The organism is Limnobacter sp. UBA3528, assembly GCF_002377005.1.
Lineage (GTDB): Bacteria > Pseudomonadota > Gammaproteobacteria > Burkholderiales > Burkholderiaceae_B > Limnobacter.
Window position 1 is genome coordinate 19365 of record NZ_DFOZ01000002.1, and the last position, 25859, is coordinate 45223.

Consider the following 25859-nt stretch of genomic DNA (forward strand, 5'->3'; position numbering starts at 1 on the left):
AGGCAAGAGTATGTCAAGTTTGAGTGAAAAACTGATGGGTCAGGCGGCAAAAGCCGATGGTGGCTCTCGCATCAAGCAAAACAGCATCAATGCGCAAGATCAAAAACGAATTGCTGCCATTAAAACTGCTGTGCTGGCCGAAGGTGATCGCATTCGCGCCAAATACCCGATTTTGAAGCATCAAGACCTGATCGGCATGGCCATTCTGCTGTTTTCCATGGCAGGCGCAGTACTGACCGGTTGGGCTTACGTGGAAGGTGTGCTGGCCTGGTATGTAACCATCCCGGTGATCGCCATTTTCCTGAGCTTCACGCATGAACTGGAACATGACCTGATCCATTACATGTACTTCCGTAAAAACAAGTTCATGCACAACCTGATGATGGCCCTGGTGTGGATTTGCCGCCCCAGCACCATCAATCCCTGGGCGCGTCGCCACTTGCATTTGCATCACCACAAGCATTCCGGCACCGAAACAGACCTGGAAGAGCGCGCCATTACCAATGGCGAGCGGTTTACTCCACTGCGCTTGCTGATGATGTTTGATCTGGAATTGAGCGTGGTGTTGCGTGTGTTCAGGATTCCAAAGAATCGTCGTCTTAAAATGTTGATGATGGGCGCTGCCGGTAACTTCCCATTGGCTTCAGCGTTCTACATTGGCTGGCATGCTTATGTGGCGTACTGGGCAATCGAGGCGGCTGCATGGGCTGTGGGTTACAGCGTGCCATGGCCCGCCTTTGTGACCCCCGAACTGGTTGCAACTGCCAATACCGTCGCTGTGCTGATTTTCGCACCCAACTTGTTGCGTTCGTTCAGCATCAACTTCATCAGCTCGAACATGCACTACTTTGGCGACATCGAAGACGGCAACTTCGTGCAGCAGTGTCAGGTGCTGAACAGCAAGTGGTTCATCATTCCGCACCTGTTCTGTTTCAACTTTGGCTCAACCCACGGCATTCATCACTTCGTAGTTCGTGATCCGTTCTACATTCGCCAGATGACCGCCAAGAAGGCACACGAAGTGATGCGTGAAAACGGCGTTCGATTCAATGATCTGGGCACTTTCAAGCGTGCCAACCGCTGGTCAGCCAGCGAGCAAGGTCAACAAGAGGCAGGATACCAGGCCGCTTAAGAGTCTGTTGATCCAAAACCGCTCTTTGCTAGAGAGAGGGCGGCGTAGTTCTAGTGTCATTGGCTGAATTCTGAATGGGGCAGCCTACTCCGTCGACACGAAGGGCGCTTTTCGAGAGGAAAGCGCTCTTTTTTTGTCTTTGAAATTCATGATGTTGGAGTTCTTCAGCCTTCCATCTTATAATGGGGAGTTTTTCGTTTGTATTTGCAGGTGTAGCGGAAATGCCAATTTATGCGTATCGCTGTGAAGCGTGTGGCTTCGAAAAAGACGTGTTGCAAAAACTGAGCGATGCTCCTTTGACCCAGTGTCCAAGTTGTGGGCAGGCCAGTTTTGCAAAGCAGGTGACTGCGGCGGGCTTTCAATTGAAAGGCTCGGGTTGGTATGTCACTGATTTCCGGGGCGGTGGCGGTGCATCGTCGGCCGCTGGTGCGACCACTTCGGAAAAACCGGCAGTAGGTGCTGCAACCGCAGCGCCAAGTGCAAGCCCACCTTCAGCCACGGCGCCGAGTACCGATGCCAGCTAAGTCCACAGCCAAGTCGTCGGCCAAGTTGCCTGAACGGGTTTTGAACTCGGACATCATCAAGAAATACCTGCTGACAGGTTTGTTGATCTGGGTGCCCTTGGGCATCACCTTGTGGGTGTTGGCTTTGGTAGTGGGTTTGATGGATCAAACCCTAATGCTGCTGCCCGATGCGCTGCACCCCCGTGTATGGCTGGGAGTTCATATTCCCGGGCTGGGTGTTATTTTGACCCTGGCAGTGTTGTTGGGCACGGGTGTGCTGGCGGCCAATTACTTCGGGGCCTGGTTATTCAAGGCAGGTGACTGGGTGTTGTCGCGCATCCCTTTGTTCAAAATTGTGTACAACAGCGTGAAGCAGGTGTCCGATACGCTGTTAAGCTCATCCGGAAAAGCGTTTACTCGCTCGGTGCTGGTGCCTTATCCACATCCCGGGGTGTGGGCTTTGGGTTTTGTGACCGGGACACCGCCCCCCAGCCTGCTGGAAAACCTGAATGATCAGGGGCCGCTGGTGTCGGTTTATGTGCCTACCTCGCCTAGCCCGGCTTCGGGATACGTGATTATGGTTCCCGAAAAATTATTGCGTCCGTCCGGTTTGTCTGTGGACGAGGCCTTGAAGTACATTGTGTCCTTGGGGGTGGTAACGCCCTCTGATGACGTGTTGGATCAACCCATTAAACAAGACTTACATTCATGAAAATGCGTACTGACTATTGTGGCAATGTGTCACAGGCCTACCTGGGCCAAACCATTGCCCTGTGTGGCTGGGTACAACGTCGCCGTGACCACGGTGGTGTTATTTTTATCGACCTTCGCGACCGCGAGGGTTTGGTGCAGGTGGTGTGCGACCCCGACCTGGCCGATGTATTTGCCACTGCCGAAACATTGCGCAATGAGTTTTGCGTGCGTGTAGAGGGCCTGGTGCGGGCTCGCCCCGAAGGCACCGAAAACAGCAATCTGAAAAGCGGTGCTGTAGAAGTGTTGTGCAAGGGCCTTGAAATTCTGAACGCCTCGGTTACACCTCCGTTCCAGCTGGACGACGAAAATTTGTCTGAAACCACACGCTTGACTCACCGTGTGCTCGATTTGCGTCGCCCGCAAATGCAGAAAAACCTGATGTTGCGTTACAAAGTGGCCATGGCCATTCGTAACCACCTGGACGCACAGGGTTTTGTGGACATTGAAACCCCCATGCTGACCAAGAGCACACCTGAAGGTGCGCGCGATTACCTGGTGCCCTCTCGTGTACATGCCGGCGAGTTTTTTGCCTTGCCGCAGTCGCCTCAACTGTTCAAGCAAATGCTGATGGTGGCCGGTTACGACCGTTATTACCAAATCACCAAGTGTTTCCGCGACGAAGACTTGCGCGCCGATCGTCAGCCTGAATTCACCCAGGTGGACATTGAAACCTCGTTCCTCGGTGAGCAGGAAATTCGTGACCTGTTCGAGGACATGATCCGCAAGGTGTTCAAGCAAACCATGGATGTGGAATTGCAGAACCCCTTCCCTGTAATGCCTTACAGCGAGGCCATGGCGCGTTTTGGTTCAGACAAACCCGACCTGCGCGTGAAAATGGAATTCACCGAACTGACCGACATCATGAAAGATGTGGATTTCAAGGTGTTCTCTGGCCCAGCCAATATGGACAATGGCCGTGTGGTGGCACTGCGTGTGCCCGGCGGTGCTGAAATTCCGCGTTCGGAAATTGACAACTACACCAAGTTTGTCGGCATTTATGGTGCCAAAGGCCTGGCCTGGATCAAGGTCAACGAGCTGGCCAAGGGCCGTGACGGTTTGCAGTCACCCATCGTGAAAAACATTCACGACACCGCCCTGAATGAACTGCTCAAGCGCAGCGGTGCAGCCGATGGCGACATTTTGTTCTTCGGTGCCGACAAGGCCAAAGTGGTGAACGACGCCATGGGCGCGTTGCGCTTGAAGATTGGTCACAGCGAATTTGGCCAGAAAGCCGGTTTGGTGCAAGGCAAGTGGGAACCCCTGTGGGTGATCGACTTCCCGATGTTTGAACTGGACGAGGAAGCCGGTCGCTGGGTGGCCTGCCACCATCCCTTTACCAGCCCCAAAGACGGCCACGAAGACTACCTGACCACCGACCCCGGCAAGTGCATTGCCAAGGCCTACGACATGGTGCTCAACGGTTGGGAACTGGGTGGTGGTTCGGTGCGTATTCACAAGGAAAAAGTACAAAGCAAGGTGTTCCGTGCCTTGAATATTTCCGAAGAAGAAGCGGCTGCCAAGTTTGGTTTCTTGCTGGATGCCTTGCAGTATGGCGCGCCACCCCACGGTGGTTTGGCCTTTGGTTTGGATCGCATTGTGACCATGATGAGTGGTGCAGAGAGTATTCGTGATGTGATTGCTTTCCCGAAAACACAGCGTGCGCAGTGCTTGTTGACCCAAGCGCCAAGCCCTGTGGACGAAAAGCAGTTGCGTGAACTGCATATTCGTTTGCGTCAGACCGAACCCAAAAACGTCGCTTGACCACCCAGGGCAGCGCAGTTTTGAGCGGTCATAAAATCCCCGTATCGGTGCTGGTCGTGATGGTCAGCCCGGCCGGGGATTTTTTATTGATTGAACGGGCAGACAAAGCCGGTTATTGGCAATCGGTGACTGGAAGCCTTGATTTTCCGGATGAATTGCCATTGCATGCGGCGGTGCGTGAGCTGGCGGAGGAAACCGGTTTCGCGGCTTCGCCCGTACAGGCCCCTACCGTGATGGAGGCTAGCCTTAGCGATTTGCTGCAAACGGGCGTGCTGCGACCTTGGCCACACAGCTTGCAGTACGAAATTTTTGAGCATTGGCGTCATCGTTACCCGCCGGGTGTAACCCACAACACCGAGCATTGGTTTGTGGCGTGTGTGCCCGCCGATTTTATGCCCCAACTGGCTGCCGATGAACATGTCGGGTATGCCTGGTTGAGTGCGAAAGAGGCTGCAGACCGGTGTTTTTCACCCAACAATGCACAAGCCATTCTTGAATTGAGTGCAAGGCTTCAGGCCCCGTCGGCTTGAAAATACAAAGGGGCCGCAAAGGGCCCCTTTTTTCATATACGGTATATAGCTGCTGCTGGAAACGGTTTTAAACTGCTTTAGAAAGTTCAATATTTACAATTTGAGTATAGGGGTAACCCTAATTGGGGGGCAATACCCAGTGTTTGTGACATGACTTGAATTGACTTGGTAAATTACCGAACTATTTTCTAGGTATTGCATGTAATGCGACTTCGAATTGCGACCTACAACATTCACAAGGGGGTGATGGGCCTGCGCAAGCCCGCCCTTACTATTCATGCCCTGCGCGAACAAATCCACGCCATGAATGCGGACCTGGTATTTTTACAGGAGGTGCAGGGTCGGCACGACCGCCATGCCGGCAAGTTTGAACACTGGCCAGAAGGTGGGCAACACGAGTTTTTGGCCCAGTCTCCCTCTGCGATTGACGACCTGTTGGGCCATGCCAGCCAACAGTACTTTACAGCCTACGGCATGAATGCGGTGTACTCACACGGGCACCATGGCAATGCTTTGTTGTCACGCTATGAAATTGAATGGATGCTGAATCAGGATGTTTCAGACCATCGGCTTGAACAACGGGGTTTATTGCATTGCTGCGTGAAAACGCCTGCGGGTCCCATTCATGCCATGGTGGCGCATTTTGGTTTGCTCTACCGCAGCCGTGTGCGGCAGGCCAGCAAACTGATTGAGCATGTGGGTACGCATGTACCTGCCGGCATGCCCTTGGTGGTTGCGGGCGATTTCAACGACTGGCAGCGCCGCTTGGGGCCAATTTTGCAGCAAGGCTTGAAGGCTGAGGAAGTCATGCCCCTGGACAAGAAAAATCGCCTGGCCCGTGTGGGTAGCTTTCCAAGCAGGTTTCCAGTGCTGGGGCTAGACCGCGTATTTGCACGTGGTTTTAAGGTTCATGAGGCCACGGTGCTTCATGGGCCTGCTTGGGCCAAGCTGTCCGACCATGCGCCATTCGTGGTCGACCTGGAGTGTGCATGGTGTTGAACCTGTTGCCAGCGGCTGCACCTGAGCGGGAGGGCAATGCAGTTGAGTTGCTGGTGGGTGGGGAGCAGCTGTTTCCCCGCGCAATGGGCGCCATTGAGAAAGCGCGGCAGGCCGTGCGCATCGAAACCTATATTTTTGCAAATGACTCCATTGGCGAGGCTTTCTGTGAGGCCATGTGTCGAGCTGCGGCACGCGGTGTCGAAGTTCGTTTGGTGCTGGATGGTTTCGGTGGCCAGGAGGGCGTACGCACATGGGTGCCCACTTTGCAGCAGCATGGCGTGCATGTGCGGGTGTTTCGGCCTGAGGGCGTGTTGTTCAAGCTGAACCCGAAACGGCTTCGCCGCATGCACCGGAAAATAATTGCGGTTGACAACGAAATTGCCTTTGTGGGCGGCATTAACCTGATTGATGACCTTAACCATGAAGGTGAACGCGATGAGCTGCTGAAAGCCACAGAGCGGGCACAACAAAAACGGGAGCCTATTTGGGGTGCTTCAGGTGGCATGCGTGAACAGGCCATGGTGGTGAACACCGATTTGTTGGATCAAAAAACATTGGGGCCACGCTACGACTTTGCCGTGCAGTTGCAAGGCCCGGTGGTGCAGGATGTGTGGCACAACATGGAGTGGTTGTGGTTACAAATTGGCCCCGGTGGTCGGGTGACCGACACTTTCAGTTCGGGTTGGTGGAAGGAAAGGGTTGAACAGTTGCAAGACGCCATGGTTCGCCAGCGTTCAACACCCAAACCAAAACCGGTGGGCAAGGTGAAAGCCCAACTGGCGGTGCGTGACAACTTCCGTTTGCGCAGGCGTATTGAGCGCGCTTATCTGCAGGCCATTGGCAACGCGCAACGTTCGATCATTCTGAGCAATGCTTATTTTTTGCCGGGCCGTAAAATACGCAAAGCCTTGTTGGCAGCGCGTGGTCGCGGTGTGCATGTTCAGTTGTTGTTGCAAGGGCGAGTGGAGTATCGCTTTCAGCATTACGCCACCCAAAGTCTGTATTCCAGTTTGTTGGCGTCTGGTGTCGATATTTACGAATACTTGCCCGGGTTTTTGCATGCCAAAGTGGCGGTGGTGGATTCAAACTGGGCCACTGTGGGTTCGTCCAACCTGGATCCTCTGAGTTGTCTGTTTGCCCGTGAAGCGAATGTGATTGTTTATAACCGCGAGTTCGCAGTTGCGCTTCGGGAAGAACTATTAAAATCCATTCAGAAAGACAGCCGCGAAATTCAGGCCCATGAACACGCACAGCGACCTTTGAAAGAAAGGGTATTCAGTTGGCTGTGTTATAAATTAATGCTGTTGGCTGTTTTTGTGGGTGGTTTTGGCAGCCGGTATTAGTGCCTGTTTTTGAAGGTTGTGCAGCATGGATTTGGTGGTGAGTCGCCCCGAAGGTTTGTATTGCCCACAGGGCGATTTTTACATTGACCCGTGGCGCAAGGTAGACCGCGCAATTATTACCCATGCGCATGCCGACCACGCCCGTGTTGGCCACAATCATTACCTGTGTGCAGCGCCCGGCGAGGGCGTGTTGCGCACGCGCCTGGGCAATATTTCTCTCGACACCTTGCCTTACGGTACAGGTACTGTTCACAACGGCGTCAAGATTTCGCTGCACCCGGCGGGTCATGTGTTGGGGTCCTGTCAAATTCGTCTTGAATACCAAGGCCATGTGTGGGTGGCCAGTGGCGATTACAAGGTGGCCTCCGATTTAACCTGCGATGCGTTTGAGCCTGTAAAGTGTCACACCTTCATCACAGAGTCTACTTTCGGCCTTCCCATTTACCGGTGGCGCAGCGACGCTGAAATTTATGCGGAGATCAACGCGTGGTGGGCTGCCAATGCAGCGCAAGGCAAAGCCAGCGTGCTTTACGGTTATTCCTTTGGCAAAGCACAACGAATACTGGCGGGTGTTGATTCAAGCATTGGCCCCATTGTGTGCCACAGCGCCTGCGAGGGATTGAACAAGGCCTATCGCGACGCGGGCGTGAAGTTGCCAGAAACGTTGACCGTGAGTGAGGTGCTCGATAAATCCATTTACAAAACCTGTCTTGCCATTGCACCGCCAGCTGCCCAGGGTGCCGCCTGGATGAAGCGATTTGGCAATGCGTATTCCGATGCATTTGCATCGGGCTGGATGCAGCTGCGTGGTGGGCGCAGGCGCAGCAATGTGGATCGGGGTTTTGTGATGTCGGACCACGCAGACTGGCCTGGGCTGATGCGTGCCATTGGTGCCACCGGTGCAGAACAAGTGATTGTGACGCACGGCTATGTTCAGGTGATGGTGCGCTGGCTGCAAGAGCAGGGATTGAACGCACGCGCTTTTGTAACCGAGTACGGCGGTGAAGGCGAAGGCGAGGCGCCTGCTGCATGAGACAGTTTGCGGAATTGTTTGCCGAGCTTGATGGCTCCACCTCGACACTGCACAAAGTGCAGGCCTTGCGGCGTTATTTTGAACATGCGCCTTCTGATGATGCTGCATGGGCGGTTTACTTCCTGTCAGGTGGCAAACCCAAACGCACCGTGCCCACACGCACACTGCGCGAAGTGGCCTTGCAGGTGAGTGGTTTGCCCGATTGGTTGTTTGAAGAAAGTTACCAGGCCGTGGGTGATTTGGCCGAGACCATTGCGCATGTGTTACCGATTACACCTGCGCTTGCCAGCCAGTCGCAGGGCTTGGCCTGGTGGATGCAACACCGTATTTTGCCTCTGCGAAATCTGCCGGATGAAGAACGTATTCCCGCCGTACAAGCGTGCTGGAGTGAACTGACTGCCACGGAGCGTTTTTTGTTCGTAAAACTAGTGGGTGGAGGTTTTCGGGTAGGAGTATCCAAGTTGTTGGTGACCCGTGCCTTGGCTGAACTGGCTGGGCTGGATGCCAAGCTGGTGGCCACTCGCATGATGGGGTTTGCCGATGCAAGCAACCAACCCACCGCAGAGCAGTTCAGCGCATTGTTGGCTGTACCCGCAAACAGCAGCACAGGGCAAGACCCCGGTCGTTTGGGTCAGCCCTTGCCGTTTTTTCTGGCGCATCCCTTGCAGGAGGAGCCTGAGGAGTTGGGCCCACTTGAAGATTGGCTGGTGGAATGGAAATACGACGGCATTCGCGCCCAAGTGGTAAAAGAAGGTGGTCAGGTGTGGGTGTGGTCGCGCGGTGAAGAGTTGGTCAGTGAACAGTTTCCGGAGTTGCAAGATGCGTTTGCGCACTGGCCCGACGGCTGTATTCTGGATGGCGAAATTTTGGTGTGGCAAGGCGATGCGCCAGCCGGGTTCAATGCTTTGCAAGGGCGTTTGAATCGCAAGGTGGTCAGCAAAAAATTGATGGCCGATGCGCCGGTTGTTTTTTTGGCTTACGACCTGCTGCGTTTCAATGGAATGACTACAGTGGATCAAACCCAGCTTGAACGCAGGGCTGCGCTGGAGGCTTTTCATGCTGAACATTGCGAACACTGCACCGTGAATGAAATGCCCCGTTTGTTGTTGTCGGAACTTGTGAAAGCACCCACTTGGGATAAGTTGAAATTGCTGCGCGAAGAAAGCCGTGCACGGGGTGTGGAAGGTTTCATGTTGAAGCACCGCGATTCCCGCTATGGGGTTGGGCGAACCAAGGCGGATGGCCTGTGGTGGAAATGGAAAATTGATCCGATGACTGTGGACTGCGTGTTGGTGTATGCCCAGCGCGGCCACGGCCGCCGTGCCAGCCTGTACACCGATTACACATTTGCGGTGTGGGAAACACCACCAGCCACGGCAGCGCAAGCGCAAGAAGTGGCGCAGGCCATTGCAAATGGTGAAAAAGTGGAAGACACAGTGGCGCGTGGTTTGCCCCGTTTGGTGCCATTTGCCAAGGCGTATTCTGGCTTGACGGATGAGGAGTTCAAGGAAGTGGATCGCGTGATTCGCAAACACACCGTGGACAAGTTTGGGCCAGTTCGCACGGTGGTGCCAGTGCTGGTTTTCGAACTTGGATTCGAAGCAATTTCCCGCTCCACTCGCCACAAAAGTGGTGTGGCTGTTCGTTTTCCACGTATGCTGCGCATTCGCCACGATAAACCTTTGCATGAAGCCGATCACCTTGCGGTGCTCGAAGCTTTATTGCCCCCGGAGAATGCAGTTTGAATCCCGAAAACAGTCGTTTGCTCGGCATTGATTTTTCCAGTAGCCCCACCAAGAAAAAGCCGATTGCTGTGGCTGTGGGTCACTGGCAAGGCGCTGTGCTGGCGGTTGACGAGCTGATGTCGCTGACCACGTTGGGCGAGTTTGAAACCTTGCTGAAAGAAGGGCCGCAGGCATTCGGAAAATTCGAGCGTGCAGCTGGGCCGCTGGAACAGTTGGGGTTTGTGGCCGCCATCGACATGCCGTTTGGTTTGTCGCGCAAACTGGTGGAAGGTTTGAAGTGGCCTGGTGCCGGGCGTACCGACTTCAAGGCTTGGGAAAACCTCATCAATTACTACAGCGCTTTGAGTCGAGAGCAAATTCGTGCCACCTTCAAGGCGTGGTGTGATGCCAGGCCTGCCGGGCACAAGTTTGCGCACCGGGAATGCGATGGCCCTGCTGGTTCTTCACCCTCCATGAAATGGGTAAACCCACCGGTGGCTTACATGTTGCACGCTGGCGCACCGTTGCTGATGAAAACAGGCGTCCACATTCCTGGTATGCAGCGTGGCGACTCCACCCGTGTGGCCTTGGAGGCTTACCCCGGCTACTTGGCCCGCAAGGTACTGAACCGTGCCAGCTACAAAAGTGACGATCCGAAAAAAGACACAGCGGATCGCCGCATGGCTCGCTCAGAATTGCTGTGCGCTTTGGAAGAGGGCATGTTGTTTGGCATCAAGGTGCAAGTGCGCCCCTATTTGCGTGCGCGTTTGCTGGACGATGTCAAAGCCGATCATTTGGATGCGGTGTTGTGTTGTTTGGTGGCGGGCTGGGCCGCCAAGCGGGCAGACTCCAATTTTGGTTTGCCCAAATTGATCGACCCGGTAGAAGGCTGGATTGCGGGTGTAAGCCCTTGATTCAGGTGCCGGGTAATTCAATGGTCACCAGCAAACCGTGCGGTGCAAAGTTGCATGCGCTGAGCTCTCCGTTGGCACGCTGAATCGATTTTTTTGCAATGGCCAAACCCAGGCCATGGCCCGAGTGTTCACCGTGTTTGAAAAATGGTGTGAACAGCTTGGGCAACAATGCGGCGGGTACACCCGGGCCTTGATCCCTGATTTGAATGCGCAGCTTTTTTCCCTGGATGGAACAATCAATGTTCACAGTGGTGCTGACGGGTGTGTGCTTGATCGCGTTGCGAATAATATTGTCGAATGCGCCTTGAAGGCTTTCCGCATCGCAGTTCAAATGCCATTGTTTTACCGGGCTGTTGAAAGTTACTTGTTTGTCTTGTTGCTCGGCTTCAAATTGTGCATCGTCCACCACGGCCAGCAGCAATTCAATCACATTGTGCTCGCGGTTGTTTTCCGGGTTTTGCTTGGAGTCCAGTCGGGACAAATTCAACAGTTGCCCAATCAGGTTGTCCAGTCTCTCTGCCTCGGTTTCAATGCGGCTCAAGCTTGTGTCCAGTTGCGCCGGGTTTTGCCGGGCCAAGCCTACGGCCAGGTTCAGGCGTGCCAATGGCGAGCGTAGTTCATGCGACACGTCATGCAGCAGGGCTTTTTGTTGCTCAATTCGGGTTTCAATTTCTTCGGCCATGTGGTCGAAGCCGCTGAGTAATTCACCAATTTCATCGCTGCGTTTTTTGCCGGGTGTGTGGCTATTTGAAATACGCACACCCAGCCGCCCTTTGCCTGCTTCTCGAAACGCATTTTTCAAGGTGTTCAGTGGTCTGCTGAACGTATAGGCGAGCACGCCTGCAAACAACAGGCTGGCCAAAAAGGCAGCAAATAGCCCGGCACCCGGCACAGGTGGAAGCGGAGGCTCCAGGGCTTCACGTTGTTTGCGTTTGTCGGCTTGAGAGGATTCAGATTCAACTGTGTTGGCACCGTCCTGGTTTGAGGGTTCTGCGTGTCGGCGATTGCGTGGAATGAAAAGAATCCATTCCGATTGATCCTGCGCTGTCACCCTCAAAATACCTTGTTCGGTTGGTTCGTTGTTGGTGAATAGTGCTGAGATTCTTTGCTGAATGTTCTCGGGTACTTCACGGCTTAAAATTTCCTGGCCTTCACTCGACACTGCAAACACCGGGATGGCGTTGCCGGTTCGCTGGCGGTTTCTGTCCAGCAAATGACGCAAGGCATCGGGCCCTTTGCCTTCGAGTACTTCCTGAATGGTTTCCAGCATGAATTGCGCACGCGGGCCTTCAGCAATATCGCTGCTGGCTGGCTTTTCCCGCATCAGGTAAAGCGCAGTGCCCGTGGCTACCGCTGCTGCAATGAGGCACAGCCAAAAACCGAAGAAGAATTTCCAGAACAGCTTGCCCATGTGCCTCGCCCCGGTTAATCGAGGCTGAGCTGATAGCCCTGACCGCGTATGGTGTGCAGGGTCAGCGGCAGTTCGTCGCTGTTCAGGTTCAGCTTGTTGCGCAGGCTACTCAAGTGCACATCAATGCTGCGGTCAAAGCGCTCAAGCGGACGTCCCAAACCCTGTTCACTCAGTGCCGCTTTGCTCACTACCTGGCCTGCATGGCTGGCCAACACCTCCAGAAGGTTGAACTCGGCACTGGTCAATTCCACTTCGGTGCCGTGCAACAGCACCTTTCGCTTGGCCGGTTGTACTTCAAGTGGACCCAGTTGAAGTGCCTGTTTGGGTGCGCTGTTGGAGTCACTGGCACGCCGCAGAATGGCGCGGACACGGGCCACGATTTCGCGAGGCAGACAGGGTTTGGGTACGTAATCGTCGGCACCCAGTTCAAGGCCCACAATGCGGTCAATGTTGTCTCCCCGCGCAGTCAGCATCAGCACGGGGGTGTTGTACTTCAAGCGAATCTGCTTCAGCGTTTCAAGCCCGCTTTGCTGCGGCATCATGACATCGAGCACCACCAACTGGTATTGCTCGTCCGCCAGTTTTTTCAAACCTTCGATTGGGTTGGCGCAATGCTCTGCCTCAAAACCCTCGCCGCGCAAGTATTCGCACAGCATTTCGCCCAGTTCAATGTCGTCGTCGATGTGAAGTATTTTCGTCATGGCTTCAATATTACTAGGCGCCTTGGGTTGATGCGCAATTGTTTGCAATCGCTTTACCCATCTTTACACAGCCTACATCCTCGTTTACAAGCCGGTTTTGCACAATGCAGTTGTCGATTACACAAGGAGTAGACAAATGAATGTATCCAGACTGACCATCCAGAAAATGATTGCTGTCACTGCAATGGCCATGGCGATTCCCATGAGTGCGTACGCAGGTCATCACGAGGAAGGTGGCAAAAAGCAGCATTCGGAAATGCGTCACCACCACAAGCATGGTGGCATGGGCATGTTGAAACAGCTTGATTTGACCGAGGCGCAACAGGCGCAGGTGAAACAGATTATGGACAAGCAAAGGACCGAGATGAAAACAGCCATGAGCGATCGCCGTGCACACCGCGAAGAAATGAAGTCGATTGTGGAGCAAGACACTTTTGATGCCGCCAAAGCGGAGCGCCTGATTGCCCAGCAACAGGAACAGGAGCGTGCCACCAAATTGAGCATGCTACGCACCCAGCACGAGATCTACAAAGTACTGACACCCGAGCAGCGTGAGAAGGCCAAAGTGATTCGCGCGGAATGGAAAGAGAAAATGAAGGACCGTTACAACAAACGCAAAGCTGACAATGCAAGCAATGCCATGTAATACCTGAATTTTGTAAGTACTTTCCCAGCCACCTTTTGAAGTATTCCAGCAGCTGTGCTTTTGCCCCTATACTGTTTCAAAAAAAGGAGACAGTTAATGGGGCAATCTTTTATTCGACTCGCATTGGCCTGCACTTTGACAGCAGCCAGCACAGCAGCAATCGCAGCCCCTCCGGGCTTGTTGATGACTTACAGCTTCGACAGTTTGTCGGGCAAGTTTGGTCAAGCACAGGAAATCAAGGCCAGATCTTTCACCCTGGGTGCAACCCTGGTGGGCGAGGGGTACCGCGCCTCCCTGTTTGTACCTTACATTTCACTGGAAGGCCCAGGTACCCTGGTGGCAGGCACCGTGACTGGTACCAATGGACCGGCACGGCGCAGTGAGCAGGGCCTTGGTGATATGGTGGCCACGTATACCACCGACATTATCGGCGGCATTCAAACCAAGGGCTTTGCCATGTCGGCAACTGGCTTGGTGAAAATTGCCAGCGGCAATGAAGACAGGGGGCTTGGAACCGGCAAAACCGACTATGGTATTCAGACCGACCTTGCTTACCGTTTCAATAACGGTTTTGGCCTGACTGCCGTGTTGGGACGCCAGTACTATGGCGACACACCTGAACTGCCCTTGCTCAACGGCAATTACAGCACCGTGGGTGTGAATTTCCCCTTGGGCGATTCTTTGTTCATTAACCTGACCACCTCCCAGCGCGATGAACTGCTGGCCGGCACCGAGAAGCGCAAGGAGCGGGCAATTTCAGCCGTCTATGCACTGGACACGACGTCTGCCTTGCAGTTTGGTTATACCAAAGGCCGCAGCACAGCCAGCCCCGACGATGTTCTGTCGGTCAGCTACGTGTCACAGGTCGAGTAAAACCTGGTCTTCATTCTCTGCCAACAACGGGGTGACGCAAAAGTGTCACCTCGGGCTCCCCCCAATGTTAAAGCATGCTGCGCTGCAGTAAAATGCAGGTCTTGATTCCAACAGGCGAACAACGTGTCCAAAGACCTTTCACACCTTCTTGATGCCAACCAAACTTGGGCCGCTGCTCAAGTGGACAAAGACCCTGAGTTTTTCAAACGCCTGGAGAATCAGCAATCTCCGGAGTACTTCTGGATTGGTTGCTCTGACAGTCGCGTACCCGCCAACACCATTGTGAATTTGCAACCCGGCGAGGTGTTTGTACACCGCAACGTGGCGAACCAGGTGTTTCATGGCGACTTGAATGGCCAGTCAGCCACCCAGTTCGCTGTCGAGTTTTTGAAGGTGAAACACATTATTGTGTGTGGTCACTATGGCTGTTCTGGCGTGCGCATGGCCATGCGAGGCGACAGGGTGGGTTTGGCAGACGCTTGGGTTCGCCCCATTCACCAGTTGGCACGCAGGCACGGGCTGGTAACCTGCGACGCAGCCTTGGAGCAAAAGTGCCATGACCAACTCTGCGAACTGAATGTGATTGAGCAAGTAAAACACTTGTGCGAAAGCACCTTGATTGAGGATGCTTGGGAGCGCGGACAAGACCTCACGGTGCATGGCTGGTTGTATAGCCTGAAAGACGGCATTGTGCGAAATCTTCAAATTTCCATCTCGGATCCCAAGGATCTCGACAAGATTTACACTGATGCAGTGGCAGCATTGAAAAAGCGTTACAGCTGATCGATTCTTGGTCTAGAATGAGGAAATAATTCAAGCGTTTGTTTGAATTGTGGGTTAATTTAAAATTCTAGGAGACGATTTACATGGCTTTTTCTACCCAATCCAAACTGGGCGATTTGCTGGACAACCCAGAGACCGCAGCGATTTTGGAAAAACACATGCCCGGCATTTCCACACATCCACAAATTGGTATGGGCAAAGGTTTCCCCTTGGCCGTTGTTGCCAATTTCTCCGGTGGTTTGATTACCCAGGAAATGCTGGAAGCAGTTGACGCTGAATTCGCTGCATTGGGCTGATCGATTCGTTGATTCGGATTGACTGTTCCAGTTGGTTGATCAACGGCGAGTGGGCCAGTTCCATTCGCCGTTCTGTTTTTGTCGAAGAACAGGGCATTGATGAATCCGAAGAATGGGATGAACACGATTCGGTTTCAACACATGTGCTGGCCTGGCTAGGCGATAGGTCAGTGGGAACCGCCAGGCTGTTGCCCGAAGGAAAAATTGGCAGAATGGCCGTGCTCCCCGAATTCAGAAGCCGGGGAATCGGCAGTGCCATGTTGATGGCATTGCTGGCGGTTGCCAAAGAAAAAAATTTGCCGCGTGTGCGCTTGAGTGCGCAACAGCAGGCGATCGAATTTTACAGTCGACATGGTTTTGCGCCGTGTGGAGATGCCCACATGGAGGTGGGTATTCCCCACCAGTGGATGGTGCTGGACCTGACAACATAAAAAAAGGACTGGGTTGTGGCTAGAGTACTGAAAGAACAAAAACATGATGATGGAAGGCGTGGCGACATTGTTCGCGCAGCCGCCAAGCTTTTTCGTGACAAGGGTTACGATGGCGCCAGCATGCGGGCGATTGCCAATGCAGTGGGCATGCAATGTGGCAGCCCTTTTTATCATTTTGCCAGCAAGCAAGACATTCTGGTGGCGGTGGTTGAGGAAGGCTTGCGCCAGGGGCTTGAGAAAACGCGCGCTGTTGTCAAACCCAATTTACCGGCAGATGTGCAGTTTCGCGCTTTGGTGAAGGTGCACCTCAGCATCATTCTTGAAGACGGCAACGACTTCATTCCGGTGATGCTTTACAACTGGCGTTGCCTGGACGAGGTACATCAACGCAGACTGATTGCTACCAAAGATGAATACGATGCAATTTGGCAAAATGCGGTCAATGGTTTGCACAATGCGGGTTTTCTGGGCGGGGACACCAAGTTTGCGCGCTTGATGGTGTTGGGTGCCATGAACTTCATGGTGACTTGGTACAAGCCCAAGAAAGGCGACAATCTGGATACGCTTTCTGACAAAGTGGTTGCCTTTTTTCTGTCTCAACACGCCTGAAGTTTGCCAATGAGAAAAAGCCCTTGCTGGCGTTTAAGCAGCAAGGGCTTTTTTTATTGCAGGGCTTGCGATTAACGCAACAAGCCTGTCAGTGACGCTGGGCGTGAAGCAATCACGTTCTGAATCAGGCTTGAGGTCATGGCAGTAATGGCACCCAACTGACCGGCATTCATCATGCTGGCTGTTGCGCTCAAATTGCCGGCCAGGTTGGCAGTGGCCAAGCCTGCAATGTCCAGTGAACCTGTGCTTGCCATGTCTGCGGCCAGGTTTGCACCAGAGGTCATGTTGGCCACGTTTTGCACGGTGCCCAATACACCACCAGTCACACCTTCAACCACAGTACCTGCTGTTTGATACACGCCGTCAACGGTGTTAAGTACCTGGCCCAGCTGCTCGCCGCTCAAATTAACTGTGGCGCTCAAGCTGGCATTGGCACTTGCCATGGCTTGGCCTGCGTTGTCCTGGCCAGCTTCGGCCGACTCACCCACGTTGTCACCGGTCGCAGCGGTTTGGTCGCCAGCTTCGGGTTGTTCCATCTCCGGGGCTTCAGCAGTAGGTGCAGGTTCGTTGGTGGGTGCTGGTTCAGTCACGGGTGTTGGTTGTGGAGCTGCTTCTGGGGCAGGCTGGGCTGCTGGTGGTTGCTGGCGCTGAAACAGGCTTACCTTGATTTCGCCTTGTGCCTGACCTTGAGCAGACGCTTGCTGACCTGAATGTGCAGCAGCGAACAAAGCGCCCCAGCCATTCAAGGTAGCAATGTCAGAAGCCTGAGCTGTCATGGGCATTGCGAAAGAGGAAGCGATAGCTGCAACGATTGCGATCTGTTTGACTTGCATGGTGTTCTCCTGTGTGTTGGGTGTAGTAGGCGCTCTCTGGATCTCGCCTCACACTTTCACTAACGGAGACACCGTGTAGGAAAAAGATAACTAGCTAGGGGGTCCGCCCAACGTGGTGTACCCCTTCAAACAGGTGAAGATTATTCGGTTATTTTCATGTTTAGCAGCACTTGGGCCATGCCTTTACCCAGTGGATCATTTCTCATCGAGGTCATTCCTCCGCCGTCCAGCGCTTCTTTCATAACGAGATTAAAAGCTTGAACTTGAGGTAGCTCGAAAGTGTGAATCTCGCCTTTCACCAAATGCGCCAGGTAGTTTTTTACATTCTCGGGGCGCAGCAAATGCTGCAGCAAAGCCCAATATTCAGGCTTTCGGGCCACAATACCCACGTTGCTGGTGTCGCCTTTGTCGCCGCTGCGACCGTGTGCGATTTCAATCAAGGGTTTGCCCAATAGCTCGCGGGGCACTGTGACTTTTTCAAATGACCTTTCAGTAATCGGGTGCGTTTCAACGCGTGCTTTGGGGTGTTCCGGCTCCAGGTATTGAACAGGCTCGCCGCCTACTTGAACCACAGCGGTTTGCATGTGTTTGGGCACAAAGCAGCTGAACATCTTCACCAGGGGCGTTACATTGGGGCGTCCCATGCCAAAGTTGCCGCTCGTGCCTGGTGCATAGCTGGTACCAGCTGGCGCAATTTCGCGGGAGAAAATTGCAGCGGCCTTCTTGTCGCTGTGTGTAATTGCGATGCGCATCATGGCCTCGTGGCCCAACTGCACTTGGGCATGCGGGCCCAAATCGGTTTCGCTGCCAATAATTTCGATGGACGTGCGCGTGTAGTCTGCCAAACCCTGGCGTTTGAACATGGCGCGCGTGCGTTCCAGAATGGCTTCGCCTGTACGCCTTGCCTTGGCATGTGCATCAAACCCCACGATCGACAGCATGCCAATGCATCGAAATCCTTCCGGATAAGTAGCGCACACTTTGTACAAGTCGCTGGGGGCTTTGCCGGTGGCTCCATAAATTCGTACCCGGTTTGAACCGGTTTCTTCAATGTTCACCGTGGTGAAATCGCACACCACATCGGGCAGGGCATAGTTGGCTGGATCATGAATTTCGTAAAGCAATTGCTCGGTGGCTACTGCTTTGTTCACCAAGCCACCAGTGCCTTCTGGTTTGCTTAATTCAAAGCTGCCATCGGCAGAAACTTCAACAATCGGGTAACCAATGTTGGCCCAGTCGGGCACTTGTTGCCAGTCTGTGAAAAGTCCGCCGGTGGCTTGGGCTCCGCACTCTACGATGTGGCCGGCCAGGCTCCCTTGGGCAAGCGGGTTCAAGTCAGTGGTTTGCCACTTGAATTCATGCACCAGTGCGCCCAACACCATCGCGCTGTCGACCACACGGCCGGTAATCACAATGTCAGCACCCGCATCCAGCGCTGCAGCAATTGGAAACGCACCCAGGTAGGCATTGGCTGTGAGAAAAAACGGCGGTGCTGCCTGATTCGAATGTTGGTCTCTCAACTCAACGCCATCTTTGCGCAGCTGGCCCAGTGTGCCAGTCGCATCATCTCCGCTGACCACACCAATTCGAATCGTGTGACCCGCTTCCGTCATGGCTTGTTGCAAGGCCGCCGCACAGCCTGCGGGGTTGAGTCCGCCGGCATTCGCAATAATCCTGATGCCTTTGGATTTGGCCACGGGCAAGGCCTTCTTCATCAGATCAATGAAGTCCAGTGCATAACCATGCTCCGGGTTTTTCATGCGCATGCCAGCCATAATGGCCAAAGTAAGCTCGGCGAGGTAATCGTAGGTGATGTATTGAATCCCCGGGACCTTCAGCAGTTGCTCGGTACCCTGGCTACTATCGCCCCAAAAGCCGCAGGCGCCGCCGATTTTGATGGTGTTTGGGGTTGGCATGCTCATGGTCACTTGTCGATGGTATTGGGAGGTCCATCATAACAAAGCCACTTGCAATAAATCAAACGATCGTTTGAATTATTCAAATTGCAGACCACTTCTCAACCCGCGTATCTTATCGCGTAGGCAGCATGGCACAATCGAACATCGATTTAACTTTGCAGTACACCATGTCTGAATTTCGAGGCATTCCACCCGGTCCCAATGTGGGCACCCAACTCAAGGCCTTGCGTCGCAAGAAGAAAGCTGGAGAAAAAGCAAGTCAGCAAGCCTTGATTCAGTCGGAAATTCAATCCAGCAGCGCAGTGGCCAACAATGCTGAATTGACCATGCCACAGTTGCGAGAACTGAACCTTGAGCGCGTGAAGGCCTGGTTCCATGCACAAGGCTGGGAGCCTTTTGATTATCAGCTCCAGGTGTGGAATGCCTTCCAGAAAGGGCACAGTGGTTTACTGCATGCCACTACCGGTGCAGGTAAAACCCTGGCAGTGTGGCTGGGTGCCTTGTTAAGACTGGCGCAGACTCCAGCGCCGCGGGGCGCAGCAACACGTGTCATGTGGATAACGCCCATGCGTGCCTTGGCTGCAGACAGCACCAAGGCTTTGCAAAAATCGCTTTCCGCATTGGCGGACGATTGCGACGTGGCCCTGCAAACCGGTGACACCGATTCAGCTGCGCGAGCGGCCATTTTGCGTAAACCACCTTTCGCATTGGTCACCACGCCTGAAAGCCTGACCCTGATGTTCACACGCGCCAGCAGACAACCCAATTTAAGCAAGCTGCAAGTGTTGGTCGTTGATGAATGGCACGAGCTGATCGGTAACAAACGTGGCGTGCAACTGCAGCTGGCCATCGCGCGCCTGGCGCGTATTAACCCCGGCTTGCAGGTGTGGGGTTTAAGTGCCACCTTGGGTAATTTGCAGGTGGCCATGGATGTGCTGTTGCACCCAGTTAAAAACCACAGCAAGTCCACTTTGGTTCAAGGCAAGTTACCCAAACAGTTGATGATCGATAGCCTGATTCCAGACACCTTTGAGCGTTTTCCATGGGGTGGGCATTTGGGCCTGAATCAGCTTGAGTTTGTGGCGCGCGAAATTGACCAGTCTGCATCTACCCTGGTCTTCACCAATACGCGTTCCCAAGCCGAAATTTGGTATCAGGCTTTGCTCGAAGCTCGGCCCGACTACGCCGGTTTACTGGCTTTACACCATGGCTCGCTGGACAAAACCGTGCGCGATTGGGTTGAACAGGGTTTGAAAAGCGGCAGTTTGAAGGCGGTGGTGTGCACCTCGTCACTTGATTTGGGTGTCGATTTTTTGCCCGTAGAACGCGTAATTCAAATTGGTTCGCCCAAAGGTGTTGCCCGTCTGCTTCAACGTGCAGGCCGTTCTGGCCACGCGCCCGGCAGGCCCTCCCGAATTACCGTGGTACCCACCCATGCACTTGAGCTTGTTGAGGCCGCCGCGGCCCGCCATGCGGCTCAACTAAAACAGATCGAATCGCGCTTTAGCCCGCAGGCACCGCTGGACGTGTTGGTGCAGCACTTGGTTACCGTGGCCATGGGCACGGGATTCAAGCCTGATGAATTGTTTGCTGAAGTTCGCACCACGATTGCCTATGAAAATTTGAGTCGTGCCCAGTTCGATTGGGCTTTGATATTTGTAGAAAAGGGTGGTGAAAGCCTGGCGGCGTATCCGGACTATCAAAGGGTGGCCGCTGATGAAGAAGGCATTTACCGAGTGCCGCGGCGTGATATTGCGCGCAGGCATGCCATGTCGGTGGGCACCATTGTCTCCGATGCGGCCATGCACGTGGCGTGGATGACTGGTGGTCGCCTTGGTACCATTGAGGAGGGGTTTATTGCACGCCTGAAAACCGGCGATTGTTTTAGTTTCGCAGGCCGTGTGCTTGAATTGGTGAAGGTGCGTGACATGACCGCCTATGTGCGCAAAGCCAATCGCAAAAAGGCCACGGTGCCGCAGTGGCAGGGCGGTAAAATGCCCTTGAGCAGCGAACTTGCCCATGCATCGCTGCAAATGCTGGAGTTGGCACGCCAGTCCATTTCTTCTGGAAAAAAGATCGCCTTGCCGGAATTGCGCGCGCTGGAAAGTTTGCTGGCTTTGCAAATGCGCTGGAGTGCTTTGCCCAACACGGGCAATTTGCTGATCGAAGAAATGCACAGCAAAGAAGGTCACCACCTGTTTGTGTATCCATTTGAGGGACGCACAGTGCACATTGGCTTGGCCAGCCTTCTGGCGTGGCGCGCTTCGCGCAATAAACCAGGCACGTTTTCCATTGCCATGAATGATTATGGGTTTGAGTTGTTGAGCGCCGAGCCTGTGAACTGGCATGAATGGATCGCGGGCGGCCTTGCCCAGGCCCCTTTGTTTTCAACAGACCATCTTTTTGAAGATGTGCTGGCCTGTTTGAATGCTTCCGAACTTGCCCAGCGACGTTTTCGAGAAATTGCGAGAATTGCTGGACTGGTTTTTCAGGGCTACCCCGGGGCCGGAAAAAGTGCGAAGCAATTACAAGCCTCCAGCGGCTTGTTTTTTGAGGTGTTCAAAAAGCACGATCAACAAAACTTGTTGCTCGATCAGGCCCAGCGGGAAGCACTTGAACAAGAACTTGATTTGAAGCGGATGGAGTCTGCTCTTCGTGCAATTCAGTGCAAAACGCTGGCTTTTAAATTGATTGATCGCCCCACACCCTTTGCGTTTCCACTGCTGATTGAGCGATTGCGCGAAACTGTCAGTACTGAAAAACTAAGTGACCGGGTGGCGCGCATGGTGGCCGAGTTGGAGAAAGCTGCTCAGGCCTAACAGATTAAAAACTACGATTCAGGTTATTTTCACCGTGCATTTGTTGTCAGCAAATTATTCGACTCATTCAATTGAAACACCTTTTGGTGCGCTTCAGCTGTCGCACCACAAAGTGGTGTTTTCGCCAGCGCATCAAGCCATGTTTGTTGCTGATATTCACTTGGGCAAGGCAGCAACATTTCGAAGCCTTGGTGTGCCTGTGCCGGCCGGCACTACGCAGGAGAACCTGGATAAGCTTTCAGGATGCATTGCAGAATTCAAACCGCTTTCGGTTTATTTTCTGGGCGATTTGCTGCACGCCAAGGCAGCGCACAACGCAGAGTTACTGGAAAAGTTGCAGCAATGGCGCCAGCAGCACAGCAATATTCAAATGACCTTGATTCGAGGCAATCATGACAGCAAGGCGGGCGATCCACCTGCAAGTTTGAACATTGCCGTGGTCGAAGAGCCTTTCAGGTTGGGTGGTTTTGCTTTGTGCCATCACCCGCAAACAGTGCCCAACGCTTTGGTATTGGCCGGGCATGAGCACCCCGTGGTGGTGTTGAACGGCAAGGGTAGAAGCCGGGCCCGGTTGCCATGCTTCTACGTCAAAACAGACCAGCTCATCTTGCCTTCATTTGGTGCTTTCACCGGCGGGTATTCAGTGAATCCCCAGGCCGGTGAAGCAGTATTTCCAGTGGTCTGAAACTTTACTTGCCTTTGCTCAAACCCAGCGCGCCGCCGCCCAAGGCCACAATCATCAGCAGGCCACCAGCCACACTGACGTTTTTCATGAACATCAGTTGCTGCACATAGGCTTGTTCAGCAGGCATGGCCCAGTAGTTGTGAAACAGCACCGAGGCCGCCAAGGTGAAGCCAGCCAGCAGCAACGCTGCAATTCTTACCTTGAAGCCGACGATCAAGGCCAGCCCCGCGCCAATTTCAACCGCAATGGTCAGCATAGTAAGTACTTCTGGAAAAGGCAGACCCACAGAACCGATGTACCCGGCCGTGCCTTCAAATCCCCCAATCTTGTCGAATCCAGCCAGAACAAACATGGCAGCCAGTAGAACCCGGCCAATCAGGGCAATGGTTGAGGCAGATGAGTTAAAGGCATTGTCCAGCACATTCGTGCCTGCGTGTGTTGTGTTTGCTGTAGTCATTTCAATTCTCCGTATTGGGTTTGCGATTCACTGAATCGATGAGTGAATCATGCGCGCCAATGCTGGCTAAATCGAGCCGGCCTTTTTGCATTGTTTGTTCAAATTATTTGAATAAAGGTATGCCGTCTGTATTACCCTAGAGTAAATTCTCTAACCTGGCTCATTCCCTTTTTCCTGAAGAAATAGCGTACACTCATAAAAAAACGAACGTTCGGTCTATTTTCTATATGCGCAAAGGTGAACAAACCCGAGCCGCCATTGTTGAGGCGGCGCTTGAAATCGCGTCCACGCAAGGGCTCGAGGGTTTAACCATTGGTTCTATCGCAGAAAAAATGACCATGAGCAAAAGCGGTGTGTTTGCCCACTTTGGCTCGCGTGAAGAACTTCAAATTGCCGTACTTCAAGAGTACGAAACCCAATTCATCAATGCCGTGTTGTTCCCCTGCCTGAAAGAGCCCCGTGGATTGCCGCGTTTGCGTGCAATTTTCATGCGCTGGCTTGACCGGATCGGCAAGGAAATCGACAGTGGTTGCATCTACATTTCAGGCGCGACAGAATACGATGACAGGCCAGGGGCGGTTCGCGATGTCCTGGTGAAAATGCATCGCGACTGGCAAAAAGAAATGCACCGTGCCACGGCACAGGCCATCGAAGAAAATCATTTACCAGCCAATCAGGCCCATGCGGATCAACTCGTTTTCGAGATGGTTGGCCTGATTCTGGCAGCGCACCAGCAAGGTCGCCTGATGGGCGACTCTTTGTCTGTGAAGCGGGCCAGTCAAGGCTTCGAACGCATGATTCAGCATTACCAGCAAACCCAGTCAGAAATTCTGAGCCAGTAGTACCAGGAGACCTTAAATGAGCCAATACACGCCCCCAATTCGCGACATGCAATTCGTTCTGCACGAAATGTTGAATGCAGAAGCCACTTTCAAAGCCATTCCTGCGTTTGAAGAAATTGACGCCGACACGGTGAACCAGATCATCGAAGAAGGTGGCAAGTTCTGCGCGGAAGTGCTGCAACCCCTGAACGCCGTGGGCGACTCGGAAGGTTGTACATTGAACAAAGCCGATCATTCCCTGAAAACGCCAACAGGCTTCAAAGAGGCCTATCAGCAGTTCGTGGAAGCCGGCTGGGCCTCGCTAAGCTGCGACCCCAACTACGGTGGCCAAGGCCTGCCAGTCACTGTGAACCAGGCGTTCTACGAAATGATGAACAGCGCCAACCAAGCCTGGACCATGTACCCCGGCCTGACGCACGGCGCCTATGATTGTCTGCACGAGCACGGCAGCCAGGAACAGAAAGACCTGTACTTGCCCAAACTGACCAGCGGCGAGTGGACCGGCACCATGTGCCTGACCGAACCACATTGCGGCACCGACCTGGGCATGTTGCGCAGCAAGGCCGAGCCCCAGGCCGATGGCAGCTACAAAATTACCGGCGCGAAAATTTTTATCAGCTCTGGTGAACACGACATGGCTGAAAACATCATTCACCTGGTGTTGGCACGTCTGCCCGATGCGCCCGTTGGCACCAAAGGCATTTCGCTGTTCCTGGTACCCAAATTCATTCCGAATGCAGACGGTTCAATTGGTGAGCGCAACCCGATTTTCTGTGGCGCGATTGAACACAAAATGGGCATTCACGGCAACGCCACTTGCCAGATGAACCTGGACGGTGCAACTGGTTGGTTGATTGGCCAACCCCATCGCGGTTTGGCCGCCATGTTCGTGATGATGAACGCTGCCCGCCTGGGCGTTGGCATGCAGTCACTGGGTCTGACCGAAGTGGCGTACCAAAACGCTGTTGTTTATGCGAAAGACCGCATTCAAAGCCGCTCACTGACTGGCCCCAAGGCCACAGACAAACCGGCCGACCCCATCATCGTTCACCCCGATGTGCGCAAAATGCTGTTGACCACTCGTGCATACGCCGAAGGTGGCCGTGCATTGTGCATGTGGACTGCGCTGGAGCTGGACAAAGAACTGAGCCACCCCGATGAAGCTGTTCGCAAGGAAGCTGCCGACATGGTTGCCCTGGCCACGCCCATCGTGAAAGCCTTTATTACCGACAACGCCTGGGAAGCCACTTCACACTGTATGCAGGTGTATGGCGGCCATGGCTACATCGCCGAGTGGGGCATGGAGCAGTATGTTCGCGACAGCCGCATCAACATGATTTACGAAGGCACCAACACCATTCAGTCACTCGACCTGCTAGGTCGCAAAGTGCTGGGCGACGGTGGCGCCAAGTTGATGAAGTTCGGCAAAATGGTGCGCGCCTTGTGCGAAGCGGAGGCCAATAACCCAGCCATGAAAGAGTTCATTGAACCCTTGGCCGACCTGGGCGACAAGGTCAGTAAGCTGACCATGGAAATTGGTGGCAAGGCCATGCAAAACCCCGATGAAGTGGGTGCTGCTGCCGTGGATTACCTGCGTGTTGTGGGTCACCTGTTCTACGGCTACTTCTTTGCGAAAGCTGCAAAAATCGCGCTGGAAAAGCAAGCCAGTGGTGACAAGTTCTACACCGCCAAACTGCACACAGCCCGTTTCTACTTCCAGAAAATGCTGCCCGAAACCGCCATGTTGATTCGCAAGGCGCGTGCCGGTTCCAGCAGCCTGATGGAAATGGAAGCTGACCTGTTCTAAGAAACCTGTCCCGTAGTACCCCGCAGCCACACGTGGTTGCGGGCGTTGAATCCAA

At 53.7% G+C, this 25859-nt stretch carries 26 protein-coding genes; 20 read left to right on the plus strand and 6 right to left on the minus strand.

Annotation, left to right across the window (positions count from 1 at the left end; all coding sequences use genetic code 11):
- The first annotated feature begins 10 nt into the window (after positions 1-10).
- The 9 genes from B4N58_RS01115 to B4N58_RS01155 all read left to right on the plus strand — a co-directional run bounded on the left by B4N58_RS01115 (position 11) and on the right by B4N58_RS01155 (position 9799).
- On the plus strand, positions 11-1132 hold the full coding sequence (locus B4N58_RS01115; protein WP_291745064.1) for a fatty acid desaturase: 1122 nt from the start codon (positions 11-13) through the stop codon (positions 1130-1132).
- Positions 1133-1353: 221 nt separating this feature from the next.
- A complete protein-coding gene (locus tag B4N58_RS01120; RefSeq protein WP_291745066.1) occupies positions 1354-1656 on the plus strand; it encodes an FmdB family zinc ribbon protein in 303 nt (100 codons plus the stop codon).
- Positions 1646-2347: a DUF502 domain-containing protein gene (locus tag B4N58_RS01125; RefSeq protein ID WP_008249509.1), complete on the plus strand. Its 702-nt coding sequence runs from the start codon at positions 1646-1648 to the stop codon at positions 2345-2347. The genes B4N58_RS01120 and B4N58_RS01125 overlap by 11 nt, the downstream gene beginning before the upstream one ends.
- Entirely contained in the window at positions 2344-4149 is a 1806-nt protein-coding gene (gene aspS, locus B4N58_RS01130) for an aspartate--tRNA ligase (protein ID WP_291745068.1), read from the plus strand. Before B4N58_RS01125 ends, aspS begins: the two co-directional genes overlap by 4 nt.
- Before the next feature lie 20 nt (positions 4150-4169).
- A complete protein-coding gene (gene nudB, locus B4N58_RS01135; protein ID WP_291745070.1) occupies positions 4170-4679 on the plus strand; it encodes a dihydroneopterin triphosphate diphosphatase in 510 nt (169 codons plus the stop codon).
- 204 nt (positions 4680-4883) lie between these two features.
- The gene (locus tag B4N58_RS01140) at positions 4884-5678 is read left to right on the plus strand and encodes an endonuclease/exonuclease/phosphatase family protein (protein WP_008249514.1); all 795 of its coding nucleotides are present in this window, start codon (positions 4884-4886) and stop codon (positions 5676-5678) included.
- Positions 5669-7021, plus strand: a complete 1353-nt coding sequence (locus tag B4N58_RS01145; RefSeq protein ID WP_291745072.1) for a phospholipase D-like domain-containing protein — start codon at positions 5669-5671, stop codon at positions 7019-7021. Before B4N58_RS01140 ends, B4N58_RS01145 begins: the two co-directional genes overlap by 10 nt.
- A 25-nt stretch (positions 7022-7046) precedes the next feature.
- Entirely contained in the window at positions 7047-8054 is a 1008-nt protein-coding gene (locus B4N58_RS01150; protein WP_291745074.1) for a ligase-associated DNA damage response exonuclease, read from the plus strand.
- Positions 8051-9799 (plus strand): cisplatin damage response ATP-dependent DNA ligase, encoded by a 1749-nt coding sequence (locus B4N58_RS01155; protein WP_291745076.1) that lies wholly within the window; start codon positions 8051-8053, stop codon positions 9797-9799. The genes B4N58_RS01150 and B4N58_RS01155 overlap by 4 nt, the downstream gene beginning before the upstream one ends.
- 79 nt (positions 9800-9878) lie before the next feature.
- Here the strand turns inward: B4N58_RS01155 and B4N58_RS15620 are convergent, their stop codons facing one another.
- Positions 9879-10124, minus strand: a complete 246-nt coding sequence (locus B4N58_RS15620) for a hypothetical protein (protein ID WP_414673827.1) — start codon at positions 10122-10124, stop codon at positions 9879-9881.
- 127 nt (positions 10125-10251) lie between these two features.
- Between B4N58_RS15620 and B4N58_RS15625 the strand changes: the two genes are divergently transcribed.
- Positions 10252-10692: a DUF429 domain-containing protein gene (locus B4N58_RS15625; RefSeq protein WP_414673828.1), complete on the plus strand. Its 441-nt coding sequence runs from the start codon at positions 10252-10254 to the stop codon at positions 10690-10692.
- 1 nt (position 10693) lies between these two features.
- Here B4N58_RS15625 and B4N58_RS01165 read toward each other — a convergent pair whose 3' ends face one another.
- Together B4N58_RS01165 and B4N58_RS01170 are read right to left on the minus strand one after the other, a co-directional pair.
- Positions 10694-12103, minus strand: a complete 1410-nt coding sequence (locus B4N58_RS01165; protein ID WP_291745079.1) for a HAMP domain-containing sensor histidine kinase — start codon at positions 12101-12103, stop codon at positions 10694-10696.
- A gap of 14 nt (positions 12104-12117) precedes the next feature.
- Positions 12118-12804, minus strand: coding sequence for a response regulator transcription factor (locus tag B4N58_RS01170; RefSeq protein ID WP_008249521.1), 687 nt, complete (start codon positions 12802-12804; stop codon positions 12118-12120).
- 136 nt (positions 12805-12940) lie between these two features.
- Between B4N58_RS01170 and B4N58_RS01175 the strand changes: the two genes are divergently transcribed.
- The 6 genes from B4N58_RS01175 (at position 12941) to B4N58_RS01200 (ending at position 16442) form a co-directional block, all read left to right on the plus strand.
- Positions 12941-13450 (plus strand): Spy/CpxP family protein refolding chaperone, encoded by a 510-nt coding sequence (locus tag B4N58_RS01175; RefSeq protein WP_008249523.1) that lies wholly within the window; start codon positions 12941-12943, stop codon positions 13448-13450.
- A 96-nt stretch (positions 13451-13546) separates the two neighbouring features.
- Complete coding sequence (locus B4N58_RS01180) at positions 13547-14323, plus strand: hypothetical protein (RefSeq protein ID WP_008249524.1); 777 nt, start codon at positions 13547-13549, stop codon at positions 14321-14323.
- Positions 14324-14446: 123 nt separating this feature from the next.
- Complete coding sequence (locus tag B4N58_RS01185) at positions 14447-15106, plus strand: carbonic anhydrase (protein WP_008249525.1); 660 nt, start codon at positions 14447-14449, stop codon at positions 15104-15106.
- 83 nt (positions 15107-15189) lie between these two features.
- Positions 15190-15402: a hypothetical protein gene (locus B4N58_RS01190; RefSeq protein ID WP_008249526.1), complete on the plus strand. Its 213-nt coding sequence runs from the start codon at positions 15190-15192 to the stop codon at positions 15400-15402.
- An 8-nt stretch (positions 15403-15410) separates the two neighbouring features.
- Positions 15411-15833 (plus strand): GNAT family N-acetyltransferase, encoded by a 423-nt coding sequence (locus B4N58_RS01195; protein WP_008249527.1) that lies wholly within the window; start codon positions 15411-15413, stop codon positions 15831-15833.
- Positions 15834-15848: 15 nt separating this feature from the next.
- Complete coding sequence (locus tag B4N58_RS01200; RefSeq protein ID WP_008249528.1) at positions 15849-16442, plus strand: TetR/AcrR family transcriptional regulator; 594 nt, start codon at positions 15849-15851, stop codon at positions 16440-16442.
- 71 nt (positions 16443-16513) lie between these two features.
- Here the strand turns inward: B4N58_RS01200 and B4N58_RS01205 are convergent, their stop codons facing one another.
- Together B4N58_RS01205 and B4N58_RS01210 are read right to left on the minus strand one after the other, a co-directional pair.
- The gene (locus B4N58_RS01205; RefSeq protein ID WP_291745085.1) at positions 16514-17275 is read right to left on the minus strand and encodes a hypothetical protein; all 762 of its coding nucleotides are present in this window, start codon (positions 17273-17275) and stop codon (positions 16514-16516) included.
- A gap of 140 nt (positions 17276-17415) precedes the next feature.
- Positions 17416-19197 (minus strand): acyclic terpene utilization AtuA family protein, encoded by a 1782-nt coding sequence (locus B4N58_RS01210; protein WP_008249530.1) that lies wholly within the window; start codon positions 19195-19197, stop codon positions 17416-17418.
- A 164-nt stretch (positions 19198-19361) separates the two neighbouring features.
- Here B4N58_RS01210 and B4N58_RS01215 point away from each other — a divergent pair, with 164 nt between their 5' ends.
- Complete coding sequence (locus B4N58_RS01215; RefSeq protein WP_414673829.1) at positions 19362-22013, plus strand: ligase-associated DNA damage response DEXH box helicase; 2652 nt, start codon at positions 19362-19364, stop codon at positions 22011-22013.
- A gap of 34 nt (positions 22014-22047) precedes the next feature.
- Complete coding sequence (gene pdeM, locus B4N58_RS01220) at positions 22048-22698, plus strand: ligase-associated DNA damage response endonuclease PdeM (RefSeq protein ID WP_291745088.1); 651 nt, start codon at positions 22048-22050, stop codon at positions 22696-22698.
- A 4-nt stretch (positions 22699-22702) separates the two neighbouring features.
- On the opposite strand, the gene B4N58_RS01225 is transcribed toward pdeM, so the two are convergent.
- The gene (locus B4N58_RS01225; protein WP_291745090.1) at positions 22703-23155 is read right to left on the minus strand and encodes a DoxX family protein; all 453 of its coding nucleotides are present in this window, start codon (positions 23153-23155) and stop codon (positions 22703-22705) included.
- A 227-nt stretch (positions 23156-23382) separates the two neighbouring features.
- Between B4N58_RS01225 and B4N58_RS01230 the strand changes: the two genes are divergently transcribed.
- Positions 23383-23997 (plus strand): TetR/AcrR family transcriptional regulator, encoded by a 615-nt coding sequence (locus B4N58_RS01230; protein ID WP_291745092.1) that lies wholly within the window; start codon positions 23383-23385, stop codon positions 23995-23997.
- Positions 23998-24013: 16 nt separating this feature from the next.
- Entirely contained in the window at positions 24014-25804 is a 1791-nt protein-coding gene (locus B4N58_RS01235; RefSeq protein ID WP_291745094.1) for an acyl-CoA dehydrogenase C-terminal domain-containing protein, read from the plus strand.
- The last annotated feature ends 55 nt before the right edge of the window (positions 25805-25859 follow it).